At 57.9% G+C, this 22,360-nt stretch carries 14 protein-coding genes; 2 read left to right on the plus strand and 12 right to left on the minus strand.

All coding sequences use genetic code 11. The annotated features are described in order from the left end of the window. Positions 1-248: 248 nt before the first annotated feature. The 4 genes from QP965_RS04375 to QP965_RS04390 form a co-directional block, all read right to left on the minus strand. Positions 249-6,161: a DUF5979 domain-containing protein gene (locus QP965_RS04375; RefSeq protein WP_284844212.1), complete on the minus strand. Its 5,913-nt coding sequence runs from the start codon at positions 6,159-6,161 to the stop codon at positions 249-251. Between the two features lie 574 nt (positions 6,162-6,735). Further along, positions 6,736-7,014 (minus strand): 50S ribosomal protein L27, encoded by a 279-nt coding sequence (rpmA, locus tag QP965_RS04380; protein WP_005324079.1) that lies wholly within the window; start codon positions 7,012-7,014, stop codon positions 6,736-6,738. Between the two features lie 42 nt (positions 7,015-7,056). Continuing rightward, positions 7,057-7,362 (minus strand): 50S ribosomal protein L21, encoded by a 306-nt coding sequence (gene rplU / locus QP965_RS04385; protein ID WP_005324077.1) that lies wholly within the window; start codon positions 7,360-7,362, stop codon positions 7,057-7,059. A gap of 226 nt (positions 7,363-7,588) precedes the next feature. Further along, a complete protein-coding gene (locus QP965_RS04390; RefSeq protein WP_284844211.1) occupies positions 7,589-11,455 on the minus strand; it encodes a translation initiation factor IF-2 N-terminal domain-containing protein in 3,867 nt (1,288 codons plus the stop codon). Positions 11,456-11,658: 203 nt separating this feature from the next. Between QP965_RS04390 and QP965_RS04395 the strand changes: the two genes are divergently transcribed. Further along, positions 11,659-12,426 (plus strand): hypothetical protein, encoded by a 768-nt coding sequence (locus QP965_RS04395; protein ID WP_284844210.1) that lies wholly within the window; start codon positions 11,659-11,661, stop codon positions 12,424-12,426. On the opposite strand, the gene arsB is transcribed toward QP965_RS04395, so the two are convergent. Beyond that, a complete protein-coding gene (gene arsB, locus QP965_RS04400) occupies positions 12,423-13,487 on the minus strand; it encodes an ACR3 family arsenite efflux transporter (RefSeq protein WP_284844209.1) in 1,065 nt (354 codons plus the stop codon). The genes QP965_RS04395 and arsB overlap by 4 nt on opposite strands. A 109-nt stretch (positions 13,488-13,596) precedes the next feature. Between arsB and QP965_RS04405 the strand changes: the two genes are divergently transcribed. Continuing rightward, complete coding sequence (locus QP965_RS04405; RefSeq protein ID WP_284844208.1) at positions 13,597-13,947, plus strand: metalloregulator ArsR/SmtB family transcription factor; 351 nt, start codon at positions 13,597-13,599, stop codon at positions 13,945-13,947. A 13-nt stretch (positions 13,948-13,960) separates the two neighbouring features. On the opposite strand, the gene QP965_RS04410 is transcribed toward QP965_RS04405, so the two are convergent. The 7 genes from QP965_RS04410 to QP965_RS04440 all read right to left on the minus strand — a co-directional run bounded on the left by QP965_RS04410 (position 13,961) and on the right by QP965_RS04440 (position 22,070). Further along, a complete protein-coding gene (locus tag QP965_RS04410; RefSeq protein ID WP_284844207.1) occupies positions 13,961-15,265 on the minus strand; it encodes an exonuclease domain-containing protein in 1,305 nt (434 codons plus the stop codon). Positions 15,266-15,426: 161 nt separating this feature from the next. Continuing rightward, positions 15,427-15,837 carry a nucleoside-diphosphate kinase gene (ndk, locus tag QP965_RS04415; protein WP_005324068.1) on the minus strand — a complete coding sequence of 137 codons (411 nt, stop codon included), beginning with the start codon at positions 15,835-15,837 and terminating at the stop codon, positions 15,427-15,429. 79 nt (positions 15,838-15,916) lie between these two features. Beyond that, entirely contained in the window at positions 15,917-16,228 is a 312-nt protein-coding gene (locus tag QP965_RS04420; protein WP_284844206.1) for a hypothetical protein, read from the minus strand. 46 nt (positions 16,229-16,274) lie between these two features. After that, on the minus strand, positions 16,275-16,787 hold the full coding sequence (locus tag QP965_RS04425; protein WP_284844205.1) for a DUF4233 domain-containing protein: 513 nt from the start codon (positions 16,785-16,787) through the stop codon (positions 16,275-16,277). Then, positions 16,784-18,319 carry a bifunctional tetrahydrofolate synthase/dihydrofolate synthase gene (folC, locus tag QP965_RS04430; protein ID WP_284844204.1) on the minus strand — a complete coding sequence of 512 codons (1,536 nt, stop codon included), beginning with the start codon at positions 18,317-18,319 and terminating at the stop codon, positions 16,784-16,786. Before folC ends, QP965_RS04425 begins: the two co-directional genes overlap by 4 nt. Next, a complete protein-coding gene (locus tag QP965_RS04435) occupies positions 18,319-21,039 on the minus strand; it encodes a valine--tRNA ligase (protein WP_284844203.1) in 2,721 nt (906 codons plus the stop codon). The genes folC and QP965_RS04435 overlap by 1 nt, the downstream gene beginning before the upstream one ends. Positions 21,040-21,119: 80 nt before the next feature. Then, positions 21,120-22,070, minus strand: coding sequence for a malate dehydrogenase (locus QP965_RS04440; protein ID WP_284844202.1), 951 nt, complete (start codon positions 22,068-22,070; stop codon positions 21,120-21,122). Positions 22,071-22,360: the final 290 nt, after the last annotated feature.

Consider the following 22,360-nt stretch of genomic DNA (forward strand, 5'->3'; position numbering starts at 1 on the left):
GGAGATACTTATTGCGAAGCTCCTTCCGCAGGCAAAGTTTTGGGTCATATTTTAGTTTTCTTGCAAACTAGTCCTCCTTTAATAGGACTGCTTTAACCGAAATTCGGCCCTAATCGCCGCGAAATCTCGCGGCCATAAAACACGCGCTCCAGCCGTTCATAGACCTGAAAGCGCTGCGCATTCTTTGAGGACACTGCCCCACTGTTCCCGCCCCTTTATTTCAAGGAGCAGAAACAGTGCGCGGCGCTTTAATCTTGACCGGTTGGACAATCTTCTTCGTCATCTTCATCTGGACGACGCAGATAGCGCCACAAGCCGAAGCCTAAGAGGATCAACCCAAGTACCAGTACCCACACCAAGGTCTGCATTCCGGTTTCTGGCAATAGACCTCCGATGAGCCCAGAAGGTCGAAGCGCTCCGTGAGAATCACTAGCGGAGGTAGTGAACTGGTGCCCGCCCTCAGAGGCCTGCGCGGTCACCTTTACTTCAGGCTGGCCTGAATCCGGATAGCGATAGGTCTCGTCCTTATCTCCTGGGATTACAACGTCGAAGGAGCAAGCGAAAGATTCTCCCTTAGCCAGGGACTGTGGCGGTGCACATACGCTCGACGGAACGACTCCATCTTCACCTACTTGTACCGATGTGCCGTCCTTAACCAAGGTTAGTCCGGCAAGAGAAGCATCTTCGATCCGGAAGTCGGACAGATCATACGCGCCATCATTGGCTACCTCATAAGACATACGCATCTTCTCGGCTTTTGCAGGCAACAAGGTGGTTCCAAAGAGATCGCCGGTTAGGTTACCCAAAGGCGTGCCCTCAATCGACTTCGTGACGCTTATACCCGCGAATTTGTTATCGGCGGTCAGCGTCCAACGGTCACCAGAACGGGAGGTATCTTTCCCGTCTGTCACCGGCCGAACCGTGAACGATACCGGTCGAATCGGCTCAGAACCATTTTCCTTGGGGGTGCTAGGGATAGCCGCAGAGTGTTCAGTATCTGCTTCTACCAAATCGCCATGCTGAGAAATACGGAAAATCGAGTCATTGTTCTTCACACCGTCATCTACTTCATTAACGGTGCAAGGACTGTTCACCGGAATGTTTTTAATCGTATAACTTTGTCCTGCCTTAAGCGTGAACGCATTGCTCTGCGAAGAATCGCTCAACGCTGGATCGCTACACGAGTGCTCGAACCCGAAAGTAGCATCCTTGCCAACTGCCCCATCTGCAGTCTTGGCAAAGGTGGCATCATAATGAGCCCTAGGGTGGTAAATATCCGCACCGATTACTAGCTCCGTCCTATCCGAAGGAAGATTTCCAGCCGTAGCGAAAGAGTACTTGAGGTTCTTTTTTTCGGCAGATACGTCTTCGGTAGGAATATCCGAAAGCAATCCTCGTGCACCATCACGCTCGCCTTGTGACCATTTGGTGTACTGAGTCAACGGGGTTCGTTGGCCGTTCGTCACCTCAAGTTCGCCGCGGGGCTGTAGTGCTGGACCGCTGAGCTCCAGTTCACAGTCAACACCCACTGGCAGATCCATAGTTTGGCCATTTGCTGGGGCTTGGTCCGATTGGGAAAGCTCTGTAGCAGCAACAGAAGCTAGTGGGAATTGTAGAGAGGCCGCCGAGTCAGCGGGGGCCTTGCACACGACTTTAGCTTCATATCCTTGGGAATCAGCGCCCACCAGGTAACCAAAGTTACTCAAGACTAGTTTCACAGGAGCAGTCCGTCGCTCAACGCGATTTACAAAATGCAGGTCCTGAGCGTCACTTGCGTCTGGGGCTGGCGCATACGCAGTCACGGTTCGCTCGTCTGGTGTAATCCGCAAAGTCTGCGGAGTGCTAGAGCTCTCTTCTTCAGCGAACCTGCAGTAAGAACCAGCAGGGACGATAGCTTCGTCCGAAGCTAAGGACAAGATGGACTCATCACCGTTTGAACTTGTGGCGTTAAATTCCGATTTCTTCAACGTCGACGGCAAGATATAGCTCGACTGCGGACGCAGCTTCTCTGGAATAAAAGAGGTCTCGCCAACATTATTTGTCTGGTAGCCAATGGCCTTGCACTGCATAGTGAAATTGAAAGGATAATTCCCCGGAATTTCCTTTAGGTTGCCATCTTTACCCACTAGATCCTTACGGATCTTTACCTTTGAGGTTTCGTACTCATAGTGGTTGTCGAGACGAATCTTATTGTCATTCGGTTCATCCACGGTAAGGAACTCTGGCGAGGTTGTCTTTTCATTATCCAGCTTCTGATCTGGGTAAGCGTTTCCACCTTGCCTATCCACCACCCAGTCAACATACGCGGGCCGTAAGTACGCATTTAGGTCATCGCTGCCATCGTTCATGGTCAGTTTTAGGGAGCCAAAGTGGTCACCAGTAATCTGGCAATCCGCACCCACCGGGACACCGGTAAAGGTAGTCTTGCCTTCGCCCTTAATGGATCCGCTTTGGCTCTGTAGTACTGCCTCGTCTCCCGTTTCCGGATCACGGCAGACTAGATCAAAATGGTGATCATAAAGCGCATCCTGCAGATCCTTATTGGCATTCTTGTACTGATCACGAATGCTTTCGCTCGGCAAAACTGCCTGTTTGCTGAGCTCAATATACGTGGTTCGACGGGAATAGGTATTTACGAAAGTTACGTTGACACTGTCGGAATTGCCTACGGTAAACTTCGCCCTTCCTCCCTCGGTAGGGGTTCCGTTGACATTAATCGACTTGTTCAGGGTGATGCCCACCGCTGTGGTTGTGTCTCCCTCGGAGGCAGTACAGTCAGAGCCCACGTTGACCTGGATAGGTTCGCTTGGCCGTCCTTGTTGAACGGTCGTTGTCACGTCAATGCCTGCGGAACCATCTGGGTTAGTACATTTCAGTTCGACAGGGAAGATACGCTCCGACTTAATCTTGCGGCGTGCATCAGAAATCAAGGAATCAGGGTCATTAAACTCCACCTGCTTGGAGTCCTCAACCGAAGATTGAATGAAGTCATAGTGATGATGCACGTCCATGGTTGATTGGTCACCAATAGTGAACTGTGCCCCATCGCCAATATCGTTGCCTTCAGTATCGTCCGCAGCGTACAAGTATTCTGAATCATTGCGAATTGGATATTCGTTGCCGCTTTCAGAGGTCCGCTTCTTTGAGTCTCCAGACTCTTTTAGGGAGCAATTAGTACCCTTCGGGATTTTCTGGGCAGGAATAACTACCTGATCGCCGGATTTAAGGTCAAAATTGGTGGTATAGCCATTGTCACACCGCAATGAATACGACAACGATTCAGGTGCAAGAGTACTCCGCCCGCCTGTACGCAAGGAAACCGTAAGGCCTTTTCCGGCAGGAGTGAATGTATTGGTTACCGTTGCGGTATTGTTCTCGGCGTTGACCGTTGTCTTTGCGCTATCAACATCTGTGCTGAAAATAATTCCACCAGCAACATTTGGTGTCTCTTCAGTGAAGGTGCAGTCATTGCCATAGGGAACACCCAACTTTCCATCTTGGCTATTTAGCTTCGAGGCAAGGTCGGGATCATCAGATACCAACCGCATCGTTCCATCACCTGGCACGACTACTTTACCGCTTAGCTCAACAGGCAGAACCTTACCGTTATCTCCCGCAATGTTTCGGGTTCCACATCGATACGTGAAAATATAGGAATCGGGTAGCACACCCTCGACTTGTGAATCTACAACCTTATGCAGGTCGACGGTTCCCAGTTTTGGATCGTAGATGTTTGAAACCGTCACAAGGTTGCGGTCTGTGCCAGAAGCCTTGCGAATAGTGGTTATTTTTTGAGATTTTGCGTCGGAATTATCCAGTTCCGTTACCTTGTCGCTAGCATCCGAGGCGCGAACCTTAGCACCTTGAAAGTGCGTAGTGGTGGTATCTCCTGGTTCATTTTCCCAGACTAAACAATCTGCACCGATTCGTACTTCGCCGACGCTCTTTTCGCCGTCCGCCGCGGTGATTGTAGTTCTACCCTCACTTACGGTTTGTCCCTCAGAAGAGCAACGATAATTAATATCAAAATTTAATGCCTTTAGCTCGTCGTTACCCGCGGCCAAACCTGTTATCTCTTTGCGGATAACTAGAGGCGAAGTTAAATAGGAATAGCTGGTTTCGAAGTGTAGTTCCTTTGTTTCGCCTTGCTTATCCAAGGTGAAGTGAAAGCCATTGTTTCCATCAGGATCAAGGTGCTGGCCGTTAAGGGAACCGTCGCGCTTATCCAGTTTGATCGTTTGGCGTTGCTGCTCAGTAAGGTCAGTCAACGGGGTTAAGACGCAGTCGCGCCCCACTGGAAGATCCGGAATCGTCACGGCGTTGGTGGGGTTAGATTTAGTCAGATCAAAGGAGACTTCTCGCTGCCCCAAATTGGTGCCCTCACACCGCACGCCGAATCGGTAGGTTCCCCCTACCTTCCCGTCGCTGACAGGCTTTCCCAAAATGTGCTTGCTCAGTTTCAGCGAAGCTTTTTGATAGTCATAGTTATTTAAAGCTTTGGCTGAACCCGCAACAACACCACTGGTGTCTCCTGCTGCGGGGCTAAGATCGACCTTAACGGGGCTATTAATATTTCCTGAGGCCTGTTGCCCATTCCAAGACAGACTGAAATCGATCCCTGCACCGGGTTGACCACCATCCGTCAACTTCTCAGTTACAGTACAACTAGCGCCCTGAGGCAATCGATCGATTACGGTGTTTGTACCACGCTCGAGCTGTACGTCATCTTCCAGCTTGATGTCTGGGTATGCAGTCGTGAACCCAGCAGGCGCGGTGCACTTATAATGCAACGTAAATTTTTGTAGCTGCACGTCACTAAAGTTCGCAGCTGAACCTTCTACGTTCTTGCCCAGGGTCAAAGAAGCGGGCTTAAATTTTGACTTCCATACAACGCTACAATTAGGTTGTCTAGTTTCGCTTGAAGGCAATAGCAGCCGAGACGTTCCACTCGCGGTATCTTTTTCAAGAGAGTACCCATCAGGAACGCTACCCCCTTTAATTACCTTGGTCTCGCTAGCTCCCTCGGAGGATTTAAGCGTACAGGTCCATACGGGGTCATACCGATCGAATGCCTTGTCCTTTGGATTAGTCTGCGACCGAAAGCCAAGCCGGTCCTGCGCAGTACCCGTCGTGTCCAACCTGCGCATCGCAGTGGTATAACCATTTTCTGGTGCCGGCAAATCGGTATCCGCATTCCCGTCACGTAGGAACGGAGTATAGCTAGCAGTTCGGGTTTGACCGCTCAGCTTTTCCTCGGTCGTGGATTCTACTTGGGCGAAATCCTTGGCGGAACCGAAATTGATTCGGCTCAATGCCACGCCCATGGCGACGGCTTGGGTACCGTTGCGAAAAGAGCCCATGCTGATTTCCATTTTTTGCGGTTTATCCACTCCAACGATCCAGGAAGCGTGACTGCCGGTTTGCTTTGAATGGCAGACAAAACCGCGGCTCCTTCCATCGGCGGCTGAGCCCCACTCCTTCTCTATTGGTTCAGTACCCGCACCAAACTTGAGTTCACAGGCACGTTTCTCACCGGTTCCTGATTTGAGCTCGGTGGGTGCGCTTACTTGTCCTCCGTCCACGCTGATCATTTCACCGGGACCGCCCGCACCGGTTGATTCCGCATCGGCGACTGCGAACCGATAATTCGACACGGGAGAAGAGTTGTCCCCTCGTTTGACCACTATGTTATCCAACGTGAACCTAGTGAAGCTATTGTTGCCGCCCGTCATTTGCAGGACGTCCTTGAGATCTTCACTTCCTTTTTCAAAGAAGCCAGGCTTGCCAAAGACGGCTAGGTTCCACGAAGGATTGGGTTCCGCAGTATAGTTGGTCGCCGAGTCTTTAGCAGCAATCGAGAGATCAAATTCAATGGTGTAGTCGCCAATCTTTCTGGTCTTGTGACCAGGCGTGGTCATGTTGCTAACATCCAACCAACAAATTTGGCTCGCCCATGGCTCGGTTACGCCGGTTCCCTTACGGAAGGCGCAGTCCCCAAATGGCGAGCCAGTGGTCGTCGAGGTAGTAGCGGCCTCAGCCTGAGGCTCATTGTGAGGCACTACAAGGAGCGTGAACCCGACTAAAAGGATCGTTACACAGGCCATCAACCGCACGGTGAGCGGACTATGGAAACGATGCTGGCTATTGGCAGAAAAAGCCATATTTGCGTAATCCTTCCGGTTACAAAACCGCCGAAAACTATATGATCCGTTTACCGCATAAACGCACAATCTCAGCGCTATTCCTCAAGTATGTTACTCGGTAAATTAGACCTTTCCAACCGTGTGACAAGGATAAATGAAGAACTTATTGGGTTCCCGTCAAGCTAAAATCAAGGATTTTATTTCCCCATAGAATCTATTCCTTCAAGTGCTCCATCACTGGCGAGTTGGAGGAACGGCTCTGCATGCAAGTCGGTTCTTGAGAAGCAAAACTTGAAGCGTTCTGAGCGACATTACGCCATCGCTATTCCAATAGCTCAATTACCCCGAAACCACCGCATTCATTGTTATTCGCATATGCGGCACAGTGTCACCTAGGTGACGCCTACCAGATTCCTAAAGCTCTACATCGGTAAGGCAGTTTATTTGCCCTCCCCCAAAGCCGACGTGAGAAGGGAGCGGTCTGTGGTTCCGCAGCACCAGAACCAAGATCGCTTGTAAAACGAAAATATCCCCGAACCACTCCCATTTTAAGTAAGAGCTTGTTCGGGGATCTATTCTTAGTCGACTTTAGTTAAGCAGTCGCCTCTGCAGCAACCTCTTCAGCCGGAACAATGTTGACCATGCGACGGCCACGCTTGATACCGAACTCAACGGAGCCAGCTGCAAGCGCGAACAGGGTATCGTCGCCGCCGCGACCTACGTTCTCACCTGGGTGGAACTTGGTGCCGCGCTGACGCACGATGATCTCGCCGGCATTAACCTGCTGACCACCGAAGCGCTTGACGCCGAGACGCTTGGACTCGGAATCGCGACCGTTGCTGGAGCTGGAAGCACCCTTCTTGTGTGCCATGTGGTTTTCCCTCCTTTAGGGATAATTACAGCCGGTTAAGGCTTACTTGATACCGGTGATCTTCAAGGTGGTCACAGGCTGACGGTGGCCCTGACGCTTCTTGTAACCAGTCTTGTTCTTGTACTTCAGGATATCGACCTTCGGGCCCTTACCCTGCTCAACGATTTCTGCGGAGACAGAAACCTTCTCCAAGTCGGAAGCCTTGGACTTAACATCGGCGCCATCGACGAGCAGAACCGGGGTGAGAGCTACGGCAGAGCCTGGCTCACCCTCGATCTTCTCGACCTTGACGAGGTCACCTTCAGCAACCTTGTACTGCTTGCCGCCGGTCTTGACGATCGCGTACATAGAGGGTTACCCCTTATCTAAACTCGCTCGGAAGCAACCGGGGAGGCCGCGTTCCGAATGGACACTTACACATTGCGTTTAGTTCCCGCGCGAACATGCCCGCACAGCTCACTAAGTGAGTGTCGGACTGATCCAGCGCCGTGAGTACTAAACAGCGACTGTCAAAGACTACCCCGTAGCGGGCACAAAATACAAACCACGCTTTTTGTGCCCGCGTGGCGTAGCCCTAAGACGTGCTTCGCCGTGCTACGCGGCGTCGGCCACGCCCAGACTTAGCGCGCGCATTTTCCTGGGGTGCACCGCTTCCTGCAGCCTGCTTTTGAGCGGCGTTATCCTGCGCCTTTGGGGCCTTGGCGCTTGCCGACGTCCCCTTCTTGCGCACCGCCCTCTTCTTTCCACGGCGCAGCACCATGGTCTCGCCCGTGGTCGCCTGCTGGCCAGCACCAGAACGCTCCGGCGAACCATCCTCCTGCGTCGAACGGCCCGGGGCGGTCTTCGCTACCTTCGGATTCTCTGCTACCGCCTTTTTAGGAGCGGCCTGGCGCACGGCACGGCGACGCCCACGGCCCTTGCCACCGGCGCGCTCCGCGCGTGCGGCGCCAGCGGCCTTTTCATGACGCTGCTCGGCGGACCCGCCCGCCTGCTTGTGTTCGTGCTCCTGCGCCTTTTCCTTGACCTCGTGCGGCACGCGCGAGGTGCTCCGGCGCTTGGCCTGCTGGGTGCGCACCGAACGACGGCGGCCACGCCCGCGTCCCTTGCGCTCTTCGCGCGAGGTCTTCTGTCCGTGCTGGTCTTTAGCCCCGCTGGCATTACCGTCGGCGTCGGCAGAGTCCTGCTCACCAGAGACCGCGAAATCCTGCGGCTGCGGGCGCCTATCGGAGCGCGAATTGCCGCGGGTGCGGCGCTTACGGCGCGGGGAAGCCTCAAACTCGGCTACTGCCTCGGCATAGGTCTTTCCAGTTGCTTTCTCCGGAGCAACTTCCTTTTCCGGTGCCTTCTGCTCGCCGCCTGCAGCCGTGTGCGTGGCCTTAGACCGGCGCGTCGCCCGGCGCGGCTTCTTGCCACGCTTGGAGCCGGCCCCAGCACCAGGGTGTGCCTGAGCAACGGCGCCCGAGTCCGCGTCCGTATCGGCATCGGGGACGTAGGAATTAAATTCCTGCACCTCATCGCTCTCGGCAGCATTATCCGCCGCGGCGTACGCGATAGCCTCGATATCGGATACCTCAGTCTGAGTGCGCTTGCGCGCGCGGCGGCGACCGCGTCCACGTCCGCGATCCTTGTTGCGGTCGTGGTCTCCACTCTGCTCTTCCGATCCAGCGTGGGACTGAGCCGGACCGCGCTCGTCCACAACGACGTTTGCTACGAGGTCTTCTAACGACGTCTTGGCAGATTCCCGTGCGGCCTCTTCGCTCTCGGTACCGTAGACCGGCGCCTGGGTTTTCTTGAAGCGCTTGGGTTTGGAGGAGCTTTCGGGGGCGTCGTCAAGCTCGTGCTTATGCATCGCCACCGCAGCCGGGTGCTGCTGCGGATCATGGTGGTGCTTCTTGTGCCCCTTGGACTTTCGGCCAGAATGCTTGGAGCGCTGATCGTCCTCGGCCTCGTCCACCGGATACTGGTGAATGATGATGCCACGGCCGTTGCAGCACTCGCACTCGGTGGAGAAGGTCTCCACCAGGCCGGTGCCCAGGCGCTTGCGGGTCATCTGCACCAGACCCAGCGACGTAACCTCGGAGACTTGGTGGCGAGTGCGATCGCGGCCCAAGGCTTCCTTCAGGCGGCGCAGCACCAGATCCTGGTTTTCTGGCAGGACCATATCGATAAAGTCCACGACGATCATGCCGCCGAGATCGCGCAGGCGCATCTGGCGCACGATTTCTTCGGCCGCCTCGAGGTTATTGCGGGTAACGGTTTCTTCCAGGTTGCCGCCGGAACCGGTGAACTTGCCGGTATTGACGTCGATGACGGTCATGGCCTCGGTGCGGTCAATAACCAGCGTGCCGCCCGAGGGCAGCCATACCTTGCGGGAGAGCGCCTTATGCAGCTGCTCATCAATGCGGTAAGCCTCGAAGGCATCCTGCCCGCCGTGGTCCTTGGCGCGGTAGCGCACCACGCGGTCCGCAAGGTCCGGCGCCATGGAATCTACATAGGCGCGGACGGTATTGAAGGAACGCTTGCCATCGACGATGAGCTCGGTGAAGTCCTCGTTGAAGAGATCGCGCACCACCTTGATGAGCATGTTTGGTTCTTCATACATGGTCACCGGCTTGGCACCCTTGGAGGATTTCTCCTTCTTAGCGTGTGCCACGATGTCCTCCCACCGGCTGTGCAGGCGGTTGACGTCGGTAGCGATTGCCTCTTCTGGGACGTTTTCGGCGGCGGTGCGGATGATGGCGCCGCCATCGCCTGGAACCACGCGGCCGAGGATATCCTTTAAGCGCTTGCGCTCCGGAGCGGGCAGCTTGCGGGAAATGCCGGCGCTGCGCCCGCCTGGTACGTAGACCAGGTAACGGCCGGCAAGGGAAATCTGGGTGGTCAAACGCGCGCCCTTGTGACCGATGGGATCCTTAGCCACCTGCACCAGCACCTGGTCACCAGACTTCAGGGCGTTTTCTACCTTGCGGGCGCGCCCGTGCAGCTTGGTCTTCCGCCAGTCGATTTCACCGGCGTAAAGCACGCCATTTCGGCCCTGTCCGATATCCACGAAGGCCGCCTCCATGGACGGCAGCACGTTTTGGACGCGGCCCAAGTAGATATTGCCAATGAGCGAGGCCTGGGATTCGGTGGTCACGAAGTGCTCGACCAACAGGTCATCTTCTAACACACCCACCTGGGTGATAATGCCGGCGCCGTCCTCGCGCTCCTTATCGCGCACCACCATGGTGCGCTCCACCGCTTCGCGGCGGGCAAGGAACTCCGCCTGGGAGACGATGTGCTGGCGGGTGCGGCCCTTTTCGCGCAGCTCGGCACGACGGCGCTTCTGCGCCTCGATGCGCGTGGAGCCGCGGATCGCCTTCGGCTCTTCAATGTGCTCGGGCTCGTGTGCCTGCTCTTCACGCTTCGCACCCGCGCCGCGTCCGCGGGATGCGCCGCGGCGCCCACGGCGGCGGCCCTCAGACTTTCCGGAACCGCGGCCGGAGCCGGAATGCTCGCGGCTTTCGTCGGCGGAATCCGCAGCGTCCTCATTGTCATCGCGTGCGGAGTCGTCGGCGGAGAAGTCCTCCTCCTCTGCATCTACAGCCGGTGCGAATGCCACTGCTTCGTCCTGCTGCGGGGCCATGAAGATGGGCGCAAAGTCATAGTGCCCGGAGTCTTCCTCGGACTCGGCGCGCGGGACGATGTGCGGGGCGTAGTAGTCATCCTCGAAGTCCTCGCCGGCCTCGGCCAGCACCTCGTGCAATTTCGCCGCATCAACCGTTCCGGTATCGAGGGCACTAGCCGGTGCTTCGTCTGCCCCATCCGTGGGTTCAGCTGCTTCGGGGTGTGCCGCTTCAGCGTGCTCAGCGTCCTCGGCGGCTGCGCCAGTTTCGGCTGCGGCCTGGGCCAGCGATGCCTCTACCTTGTCCTCGATCTGGGAGATCTCATTGTCCACGTTCTTGCGCACGCGGTGGCGCAGGTGCTCTTCATCTTCTGCGGACTGCTCCCCTTCCCCTGACTCGGCGGCATCTGCCAACTCTTCAGGCGCTACGGCAGCGGACTTACGGGTGGCCTTGCGGGCGCGCTTAGCGCGCTTCTTAGCTGGCTTCTTTTCCTTTTCCTCGTCCGCGTTCTCTTTCGATTGTGCGACGGCCTTGTCCTCGGGCTCTTCAGCCGGCACTTCGGTGGTGTCGCTCGCGGGGGCGTCGGCAACCGCGGCGGCGTTCGCTACAGCGTCCAGCACCTGGCCTGCTTCCTCGCGGGAAAGGGAGCTCTGCGCGCTCTTTTTCAGGCCCATGTCTTTGAGCTGTGCCACCAGCTCGCGCGAGGAAAGCCCCAGCTGCTTGGCTAGGGAATACACGCGGGTCTTGTCCTTGAGCTGGCCGCGGTCTAGGTTCTGGGCCAAAGACGCCGCTGCCTTGAGGCTTTCAGTTGTTTCTTGAGAGTTCTGTGCCACCATGTTCGGGCTTACTCCTGTACATCGTCTGTATGAGGCGCCGCCTCGGGCGCAGGCACGGCCGGAGACCGTACCGCCGCCGCACGAGGCATAGTGCGCGCTAAAAAAGTTTGTGGGATATGAAGTTATGCCGCGTCTCGTACGCGCTATCCCCCATTGTGTCACAGAACCGCGGGCAAGCTGGCAGGCGGTGTTATGTTGGCGGGGTGGCAGAACTAGCACGAATCCCCGCGCGCGAACTCGCGCAGTACCGACAGCGCAATGAAGTCCCGGTGCGCTCGGCACTTTATTTTGGCGTGCCGACCGGCTTTGCCATTGGCTTCGCCAACACAGGCGTGGATTATATGCTGATGGGAGCCGCTGTTTTTGCCATCTTTGCGGTGCTGGGGTTGGTGCACCTCATCCGCAATTACCCGCGTGGCATCAACGCTGCGCAAGAGGAATTCCGCGATGGTGACTATCCCACGATTGCTTATATAGCGCCGTTTATCCCCATCGCGGCACCACTGGTCATGGCTCCACTGAGCGCGGCCGGTCTGCTTCCAGAGGTAGAGCTGGCCCCGCCCGTTGCCGGGATGCTGTCCGGGGCGTGGTGGGCCTTTGGCTTGCCGCTGGGTATATGGGGCATGTTTTCCCGGTCCTTTCGCATCGGCCGGCGCCGCATTAACAAGATTCTTGAAAAAGACCCGCTCGACGGGGTTACGGAGGCTCGCTTGCAGCTTGCCGACGCCCACTCGGACATCCTCACCGCCCTCGTCGCCACCGGCGCGGTGCAGGGAAACACGATTAATTCCACTGCCCTCTCCAAGTTCATGCGGGTAGACCTCGACCCACTTTGCGAGCATCTCGATGCTTTAGCAAAGGCGGACCTGGTGAAGCTCAGCCGCATGGGACTGCGCACCGCGCCCGCAAAGTGGACCATCACCATCACGCCGACTGGGGTGCGGTGTCTCTATCAAGTAGGCCGGCGTTAGCGTGGCAAGCTTTTGTCTCCTGGGAAAAGCTTCGGCCCTATCCAGAGCATTATATAAACGAGACCCACGAGCACTGGGATTTCAATCAGTGGCCCGATGGTACCGGCAAGGGCCTGTGCTGACGCAGCACCAAATGTACCGATGGAAACTGCAATAGCTAGCTCGAAGTTATTTCCGGCTGCGGTAAAAGCCACGGAAGCAGACTGTGCGTAGTTCATTCCCCCGGCTTTTGCTACGCCCAAGGCAAGGAAAAACATTCCAACGAAGTAAATAACCAGTGGAATCGCCACTCTAACCACCGCAGTAGGCTGCGCTACCAACTGCTCCCCTTGCAGCGAAAACAGCAGCACGATGGTGTAGAGCAAACCAATCATCGCCAAAGGCGAGACTGCCGGGAGAAAACGGTCTTCGAACCATTCGCGTCCTTTGATCTTTTCTCCCCACACCCGTGAGAGCACACCAAGCAGCAGGGGTACTCCTAGGAACACAAGAACCGCAGTGACAATGGACCAGAAAGAAAATTCAACAGTTGTGGTGTCTAGGCCTAGCCATCCAGGTAGAACTTGCAAGTAGAACCAACCCATGACGCCAAACATGGCTACCTGGAATACAGAGTTTATGGCGACAAGAACGGCGGTGGCCTCTCGATCCGCGCAGGAAAGGTCGGACCATACCAAGACCATGGCGATGCAGCGCGCCAATCCGACGATGATTAAGCCGGTTCGCAACTCCGGCTGGTCTGCCAAAAAGATCCACGCCAAGGTAAACATCAACGCGGGCCCCACCACCCAGTTCAGCACGATAGATATCACCATCAGGCGACCATCGGCAGCAATGTCTCGAGTCTTTTCGTAGCGAACTTTAGCCAAGGGCGGGTACATCATGACTAGTAGGCCGAGAGCGATGGGAAGGGAAATACCGCCGACCTCCAAGGCCGACAATGTCTCCCCGATGCCCGGCAAAAAGTGACCAATTAGCAGCCCCACGGCCATTGCCATGATGATCCACAGGGGGAGGAATCGGTCAAGAAATGACAGTCGCGGACGCTGCGGGGCAGCCATGGCCCTCCTTTGGTTGTGAAGAATTCAGATACCAAAGCAGCACTTTAGCCCCACATATTGATGGACGTCAATATAACGGTGCTCGCGCCGAGGTCTTTATACTGTGCTCATGGAATCTTCCACCTGCGATACGGAAAAAGCCCCCGCTGCACAGTGTTGCTCGCTCAGCAAAGGCCCACTCAGCCAGACCGATTCCCTGCATTTTTCTCAGCAGTTTAAAACCCTTGCCGATCCAGCTCGTCTGCGACTGCTATCCATATTGTGCGATGAGGGCTGCGGACCGATGAGCGTTACGGAATTAACTAAGCTTTCTGGGCTGAGCCAGCCGACAGTCTCGCATCACCTCGCTCGGCTCCGAGAATCTGGCCTCTTAACCAAGCAACGATCTGGCCGGACAGTTACCCACCAAGTACAAAAGCAGGCCTTTACTGCCCTGCGCCAGCTCCTCTCATTCGACTAAAACGATGCTGGGGCTATTCAGCAAAGCGAATGACCTCGCGGGCGACGTCTTCCGCGACGATAGGAATGCCGTACTGCTTCGCCTTCTTGGCTTTGCCCGATTGTGAGTCCGGATCACCGGCGATGAGCACTTTGGTCTTTTTGGCTAGGCCGCCAATTTCCACACCGTGAGCGGCAAAATACTCTTCCCATTCCGCAGTCGAGTAGGCCTTGGCACCGGTAATGGTCACTCGCTCCCCAGCCTGCAGGACGACTCCACCCAGGGTGCCGAAGTTACCCATTTCGCCGGCCCCCGCGGCAGTTTGCGGCGATTCTTTGCTGGGTGCGGCGTGGCGGCTTTCCTCGGAGGGGGCGTTTTCGGGGCCCAGAGCTGCCTCTAAATCGGCGGCTGCAATCCCCAAAGCTCGGCCGGCAGAAGCCAAAATAGCGCGTTCCTCAGCCGTGACAACACCATCAGCCCAGGCTTCTTCAATCAGCAGCGTGATATAGGCTTCATGCAGCTCACGCAGGCCATGTTCATCGAGCCCATGTGCTTGAGCAAAGGCCAGCAATTGGGTTTGCTCGGTGGCGGAGAGGCGGCGGTCGAGCAAGGCGGCGTCGAGAAGCTTGAAATAGTCTTCCGCAGCCGTATTCGATGGCGCCTCTCGTTGTGCGACGAGCCCGGCGAACCAGCCGCCATCCTGTGCCGCTTGTTTGGCGGATTCCGCAGCTGCGCGGCTGAGAAGTGCCGGCTCCGCCCAGCCCGGCTGGGGTGCCAGGCTGCGATACCGCTGTTGCTCAGCCAAGCGCTCACTCATATAGCTTTCTTGGGCGGCTGGGGTATTGGCGAGGAAATGCTGGAATAGTTGCGCCGTGGCCATCGCATCCGCCAATGCGGAGTGTGCCAACTCATTATGAATTCCCAGATGGGCGCAGCAATCCCCCAGCTTCACCTTGGGAAGACCAAGATACCTGCGTGCCAATACGGCCGTATCGATCGCCGGCAACGCCTCTTCAGAACAGGCGCGACAAGCCAGCAGCTCGGACTGAATAAAGGTCCGGTCGAATCCCGCATTGTGAGCAACGAATATGCGGTCTTCGAGAGAATAAGCCAGCTTGTCCGCTACTTGCGCAAAGGTGGGCGCGCCTAGAACATCAGAGGCGGAAATGCCATGAATTTCCGTGGCCGCGATATGGCGTTGCGGGTTAATGAGCGTTTCCCAGGAATCCTGCACTGCTCCTTCCGGCGATAGCTCCACGACGCCAATTTCAACGATGCGGTGCCCGTGCTTATAGGAAAATCCGGTGGTCTCAATGTCTACGACCGCGTAGCCGCGCATATGCGCCTCCCCACGTCTTGTTGAAAACAGTTCCTAGCCGCACCAGTGTAGGCATGTTGCGCTCCTGCTCGCTGCCCAAATTACGGAGGACCAGGTGACGCTATGAATAAAGCCCGAGCCGGTGGCTCGGGCTTAAATGCGTAAGAAACGCTATAAAGGCTTTAAAGGTTCGGGAACCAGATAGCGATTTCGCGCTCTGCGGACTCTGGGGAGTCAGAGCCGTGGACGATGTTCTCGCCAACGGTCAGAGCAAAGTCGCCGCGGATGGTGCCCGGGGTGGCCTTGGAGACTGGGTCGGTGCCGCCAGCCAGCTGACGCCATGCCTCGATGGCGCGCTCGCCCTCAACAACACCAGCAATAAGCGGTGCGGAGGTGATGAACTCTACGAGGTCACCGAAGAATGGCTTATCCTTGTGCTCCTCGTAGTGCTTCTCCGCGGTCTCGCGGTCTGCAACGCGCAGGTCGAGCTCGGCCAGCTTCAGGCCCTTGCGCTCGATGCGGGAGATGATTTCGCCTACGTGGCCGTTCTTTACGCCGTCTGGCTTGATGAGAATCAGTGTACGTTCAGTCATGCCCCACACTGTACCGAAACCGCACGCATGCGTCGCGCGCTGGGGTATTCCTTTGGGGTAAAAGTGTGGGAATCCAGGGCTATGCGAGTTGTTTAACTATCTCTTCGGCGCGCTCCTGGGAAGTGCCCCGAAACCACAGGCGTACTTGGCCTACTGCGGCACCGAACTGGCCATTAGCCAGCAGGCGTTGCAGCTCCGCGCGCTGCTCCTTATCCAAATCCTCGAAGGTGGCTTCTTTGGCCGGCTCGAAGTTGCTCCGCAGCGCCAAAACCAGAAAAACGCCGCCAACGATGAGGGCAACTAGCGGTAGCCATGGCGTTCCCGTAGCGGCGCGGGCTACCACCGCAGCGATGCAGGCGAGTGCGGCAAGGACGAGATAGAGATTGCGCATGGGCGCTAGTCTATCGCGTCTGCCCCACCAGCCGAAGGTATCGAGCCTATTTCTCGTTGAGGTGCTGCGTGGTGAGGTATCCACGCTTCATGCGGGCGATGAGGTTGCTGCGCAGGTAGACGGCCAGCAACCACTCCATGCCAAAGATGATAAAGATGGCGGCCACAGCCCAGTGGACCATAAAGCCCACAATGACGCACAACAGCTGCGCCCATACGATGACAGACAGCGCCCACTTCTTATTCATGAACGCGATCATCACGAGGTGGAATACCACTGCGGCGATGACAAAGCCGTAGTTGAAGGGGGTCCACAAGGTGCCGTCATAGAGCTTGTACAGCATCGGCAGTGCGAAGGATAGGGCGAGCGCCTCCATGGTCAGGGAGCTGGCAATGACCATCCCGTTAAAGCTTTTGAGTGGGTCCTTGACTGGGGCTTGGCCCATGCCAAGCGGGCCGATCTCGCTTTCCGGGATCTGTTCTTCGCGGCCACGGGCGCGGTTGCGGCGGGGCGGGCGAGGCTGGTGCTCTCCGCGCGGGTGGTGATTATCGCGGCTCATGCGGGTTCCTTTCCAAACATCGCGCGGGCATCACCAGCGGTGACGACCGAGCCGGTAATGATGATGCCGGAGCCGGACTGGACCTCGGCGTCCTCGGCAAGCTCCACGGCCTGGGCATAGGCGCCCGGCAGGTTATCGGCTACGTACACTCGCTCTTCGCCAAAGATATCGCGGGCGGTCTCTGCCAAGTCGTAGGCATCCAGCGCGCGCGACGAGGAGCTTTGGGTGATGACTACCTCGGTGAGGTACGGCTCAAGTGCGGTGAGGATGCCGGTGGCGTCCTTATCCGCGAAAATGGAGAGCACACCGATGAGGCGGGCGAAGTCGAAATCGCGGTCCAGCGCAGCACCTAGTGCCTTGGCACCATGTGGATTATGGGCGGCGTCAATAAACGTCGTCGGCGACGTGCGCACGCGTTCCAGGCGGCCGGGTGAAATAGCTTGGGCAAAACCATTGCGCACGGTCGCAACATCCAGCGGGTGGCCGGCCGAGGCGCCGAAGAAAGCCTCCACCGCAGCAAGAGCCACAGCGGAATTTTTGGCCTGGTGCTCGCCATGCAGGGGCAGGAAAATGTCCTCGTACAGGCCGCCAAGGCCCTGGATGTTGACCTGTTGACCGCCGACGGCGATGCGGGACTCGAGGGCGGCAAATTCGGAGCCGGAGCGGGCGACGCCCGCCTCGACGTCCACGGCCTGCTGCAGGATAACCCGCATTGCTTCCGGATCCTGTTCCGCGATGACCACAATGTTTTCGTTTGGAGTCAGCGGATCATCGGCATCCTCGCGCGGCTTGATAATGCCGGCCTTTTCACCGGCAATCTCTGCGAGAGTATCGCCCAAGTAGTCCGTGTGGTCCAAGCCCACCGGGGTAATGACGGAGACGTCCGCGTTGACCACGTTGGTGGCATCCCACCGGCCGCCGAGGCCGACTTCAACAACGGCGACGTCCACGGGGGCGTCGGCAAACGCGGCATAGGACAAGCCGACGAGGACCTCGAACTTGGACATGGGGACGTCCGACTGGGCATCGACCATCTCCACAAAGGGCTTGATCTCGTGCCAGATGCGCACATAATCGCGCGGGTGGATGGGCTGGCCATCGATGCCGATGCGCTCCGTAACGCGCTGCAGGTGCGGGCTGGTGACAAGGCCGACGCGGCGGTGGAAGGCGCGCAGGAGCGAATCCACCATGCGCGCGGTAGAGGACTTGCCGTTGGTGCCGGCAATGTGGATGACGTCGAAGGAACGCTCAGGATGGCCGAGCAGATCCATGAGCATCTCGATGCGATCAAGCGAAGGCTCGATCTTGGTCTCCGGCCAGCGTTCGTTGAGCTCTTCTTCTACCTCCGCGAGGGCGCGCAGCTCTTCGGCCGACACCTCTTGTGGTGCGGCCTCGTTGTACTCGTCCTCGCTGCCCATGCCCAAGTTGAGCGTCAGGCCGGACTCGGTGATTTCCACCGGGCCACCGTCGGTTCCTTCTTTTAGGGCATCGACGATTTCGAAGTCCTCTGTCTCCTTGTCCTTGTCCGCCACTACTTCAGCCCCTCCAAACGGCTGGTGATGCGCTCGACCTCTTCGCGGGCGACCTGCTGGCGCTCCTTAATCTTATTGACCACTTCTTCCGGTGCCTTGGACAAGAAGTTCTCGTTGCCCAGCTTCTTGCCGGTCTGCTCCAGTTCCTTATTGGCCTTGGCCAGGTCCTTCTCCAGACGTTTGCGTTCGGCTTCTACGTCCACCGCGCCGTGGGTATCCAGGGTGACCTCCACGGTGGTCTGGGAAAGGCGCACCTCGATGGAGGCGGAAGGATCGAAATCCTCGCCCGGGGCGGTGGTATTGGCCAGGTTGCGCACCAGTTCCTCTTGGCCGGCGAGATCCGCCGCGGCGAAGTCGAGGCGTCCCGGCACCTTCTGGGAAGGCTTTACGCCCTGGTCGGAGCGGAAGCGGCGCAGCTCGGTGATGAGTTTATCGGCGTCCTCGATGCGGCGGGCGGCCACCTCATCCTTGGTGGCGCCACCATTGGTATCGGCAACGGTAGGCCACGGTGCAACGACGATGGACTCGCCGCCGGTCAGCGCCTTCCAGAGCACCTCGGTGACGAAAGGCATGGTCGGGTGCAGCAGGCGCAGGACGACGTCGAGCACGCGGCCCAACACGATCTGGGTATTGCGGCCCTGCTCGCTTACGCCATCGCGCGGGATCTGGGTCTTGGCAATCTCCAGGTACCAGTCACACAGCTCGTCCCAGGTGAAGTGGTAGAGCAGCTCGTTGGCCTTAGCAAACTGGTAATCATCCAGGTAGGCATCCACCTTGGCGCGGACTTCTTCGGCACGGTCAAGGATCCACCGGTCGGCGTCGCTAAGCTCCGCGCGGTTCGGCAGCGTGGCCACTCCAGCGCCGTTCATGAGCGCGAACTTGGTGGCGTTAAAAAGCTTGGTGGCAAAGTTGCGGGCGGCCGCGGCGGCATCGGAGCCCAGCGGCAGGTCCACGCCAGGGTTGGCGCCGCGGGCAAGGGTGAAGCGCAGCGCATCCGCACCATAATCGCGCACCCAATCCATCGGGTCAATGCCGTTGCCCAAGGACTTGGACATCTTGCGGCCCTGCTCATCGCGGACCAGGCCGTGCAGGTACAGGTCCTTGAACGGAACCTGCGGGCGGCCATCGGTGCCCTCGCCCAAAAGCTCCGGGGTGTGGGTGCCGGCAAAGGTGCCGAACATCATCATGCGGGCCACCCAGAAGAACAAGATGTCATAGGCGGTGACCAGCACGTTGGTGGGATAGAACTTCTCCAGATCCGGGGTCTTTTCTGGCCAGCCCAGGGTGGAAAATGGCCACAGCGCGGAGGAGAACCAGGTATCCAGCACGTCCGGGTCCTGCTCGTATCCTGCCGGCGGCTCCTCATCAGGACCGACACAGACGATGTCTCGCTGGCCGTCCTCGCCTTCTGGCCCATACCAGATAGGAATGCGGTGGCCCCACCACAGCTGGCGGGAGATGCACCAATCGTGCATGTCATCGACCCACTCGAAGTAGCGCGGCTCGAGCGACTGCGGGTGCAGGGTGGTATCGCCCTCACGCACGGCGTCGCCAGAGGCCTTGGCCATCTTGGCTACGTCCACAAACCACTGCAGGGACAGGCGCGGCTCGATAGGCTCGCCGGAGCGCTCCGAGTGGCCCACGGAGTGGACGTACGGACGGATTTCCTTAACAATGCGGCCCTGCTCGCGCAGCGCCTCCCGGATCTCCACGCGGGCTTCCTCGCGGGACAGGCCGTCGAAGCGGGTGCCGGTATTGGCAATGTGGCCGGTGGTATCGATGACCGTGGGCATCTCCAGGTTGTGGCGGGTGCCCATTGCGTAGTCATTCGGGTCGTGCGCCGGGGTGATCTTCACCGCGCCGGTACCGAATTCCATGTCCACGTAGTCATCGGCGATGATCTTAAGCTTCAGGTCATCGCGGAACGGGTGCGGCAGCTCCTTGCCCACCAAGTCGGCGTAGCGCTCATCGTCTGGGTGTACGGCAATAGCGACGTCGCCCAGCATGGTTTCTACACGGGTGGTGGCCACGATGAGGTGCGGTTCATCGTCATTGAGCGAGCCATAGCGGATGGACACCAGCTCGCCCTCGACGTCCTTGTACACGACCTCGATATCGGAGACGGCGGTCTCTAGCACCGGCGACCAGTTCACCAGGCGGTTGGCCTGGTAGATCATGCCCTCATCGTAGAGGTTCTTAAAGATGGTCTGGACGGCGCGGGAGAGGCCATCATCCAAGGTGAAGCGCTCGCGGGACCAGTCCACGGAGTCACCGATGGCGCGCATCTGGTTCTGGATGGCGCCGCCGTACTGCTCCTTCCACTCCCAGACCTTGCCAATGAATTCTTCGCGCTCATAGTCCCAGCGCTTTTTGCCCTCGGTCTCCTTGAGCTTGGCCTCGACCTTGGTCTGGGTGGCAATGCCGGCGTGATCGGCGCCGGGCAGCCACAGGGTGGCGTAGCCCTGCATGCGCTTGCGGCGGATAATGGAATCAATCAGCGTGTGGTCCAGGGCGTGGCCCATGTGCAGCTGGCCGGTCACATTTGGCGGCGGCAGCACGATGGAATAAGGCTCGGCCTCCGAATTCGCATCCGGAGTGAAGTAGCCCTTTTCTACCCAGCCCTCATAGAGGTCCTTCTCTACGGCCTGCGGCTCCCACGACTTGGGCAGCGCATCGGCACGGTTGGTACCAACTAATTGCTCATTATTTTGCTCAGTCACCTGGCCGATTCTACCTTGCACGTCAACCGGCTCAGCCAGGCAGGGTGCGCACCGAGTAAGAGGTGCGCACCGAGCAGGTTCTAAAGCAGGTCCGCCACGGCCTTGCGCTCCTCACGCAGCTCGGCCACGGAGGCCTCGATGCGCTCCTTTTGGAATTCAGTGAGCTCCAGCCCCTGCACGATCTCCCACTGGCCATTGCGGCTGACTGTGGGGAATCCGCAGATAAGACCCTTGTCGACGCCGTAGGATCCGTCCGATGGCACCGCCGCAGTGCGCCAGTCCTCGGTGCCATGAATCCAATCATGCATGTGGTCCACGGCTGCCGACGCCGCTGAAGCGGCCGAGGAGCTGCCGCGTACCTCAATAATCTCCGCACCGCGCTTGGCCACCTTGGGGATCATCTCCTCGCGGTACCAGTCCTGGTCCACCTCGGCGTTGGAGTAGGTGATATCCGGGAACTGGCTAGCAGAATGGTTGCCCCAGACCGCCACCTTGGTGAAATCGGCGGTGGACTTTCCGGTCTTCAGCGCTAGCTGGCTCAGGGTGCGGTTGTGGTCCAGGCGCATGAGGGCAGTGAACTGGGAATCATCCAAATCCGGGGCATTATTCGCCGCGATGAGGGCATTGGTATTAGCCGGGTTGCCCACAACTAGCACTCGGACATCGCGCGCGGCGTAGTCATTAATGGCCTTGCCCTGCTTGGTGAAGATGGCGCCATTGGCCTCCAGCAGGTCGGCGCGCTCCATTCCCTTGCTGCGCGGGCGAGCACCTACAAGAAAGGCGGCGGAGGTGTTTTCGAAGGCTTCCTTGAGATCATCAGTAACCGTAATGGAGTTAACCAACGGCAGGGCGGAGTCATTGAGCTCCATGGCTACGCCTTGGGCCTTTTCCACCGCAGCGGGAATTTCCAGCAATGCTAGGTCTACCGGGGTGTCTTTTCCGTACACATCGCCGGCAGCGATACGCCACAGCAGCGAATACGCGATGTTGCCGGCGGCGCCGGTGACAGTGATCTTGACGGGCTGAGTCATGATGTAAAGCCTCCTCAATAAGGGCTGCGACAATGTGATCCATCCCCGAGCTTAGCCCCACCGCCCGCCTCCGCGCTGTGAATCTGGCCCCCTCTTTTGGAGGGAAAATCTAGGACACTTGCGTTAAATTACCCCCATTTACCTCCAAATTAGCGCCCCCAATGAGCCAGATACTCCCGCACGGGGTGATTAATCGGGCATGATAGGACAAGGAAATGCGGGACACTCCCCCACGCTGCACACCCAGAATGCAGAGGGATTGCCTACTCCCGCACTATTAGACATCAGTT

It is taken from the genome of Corynebacterium sp. MSK074 (assembly GCF_030229735.1).
In the GTDB taxonomy this organism is placed as follows: domain Bacteria; phylum Actinomycetota; class Actinomycetes; order Mycobacteriales; family Mycobacteriaceae; genus Corynebacterium.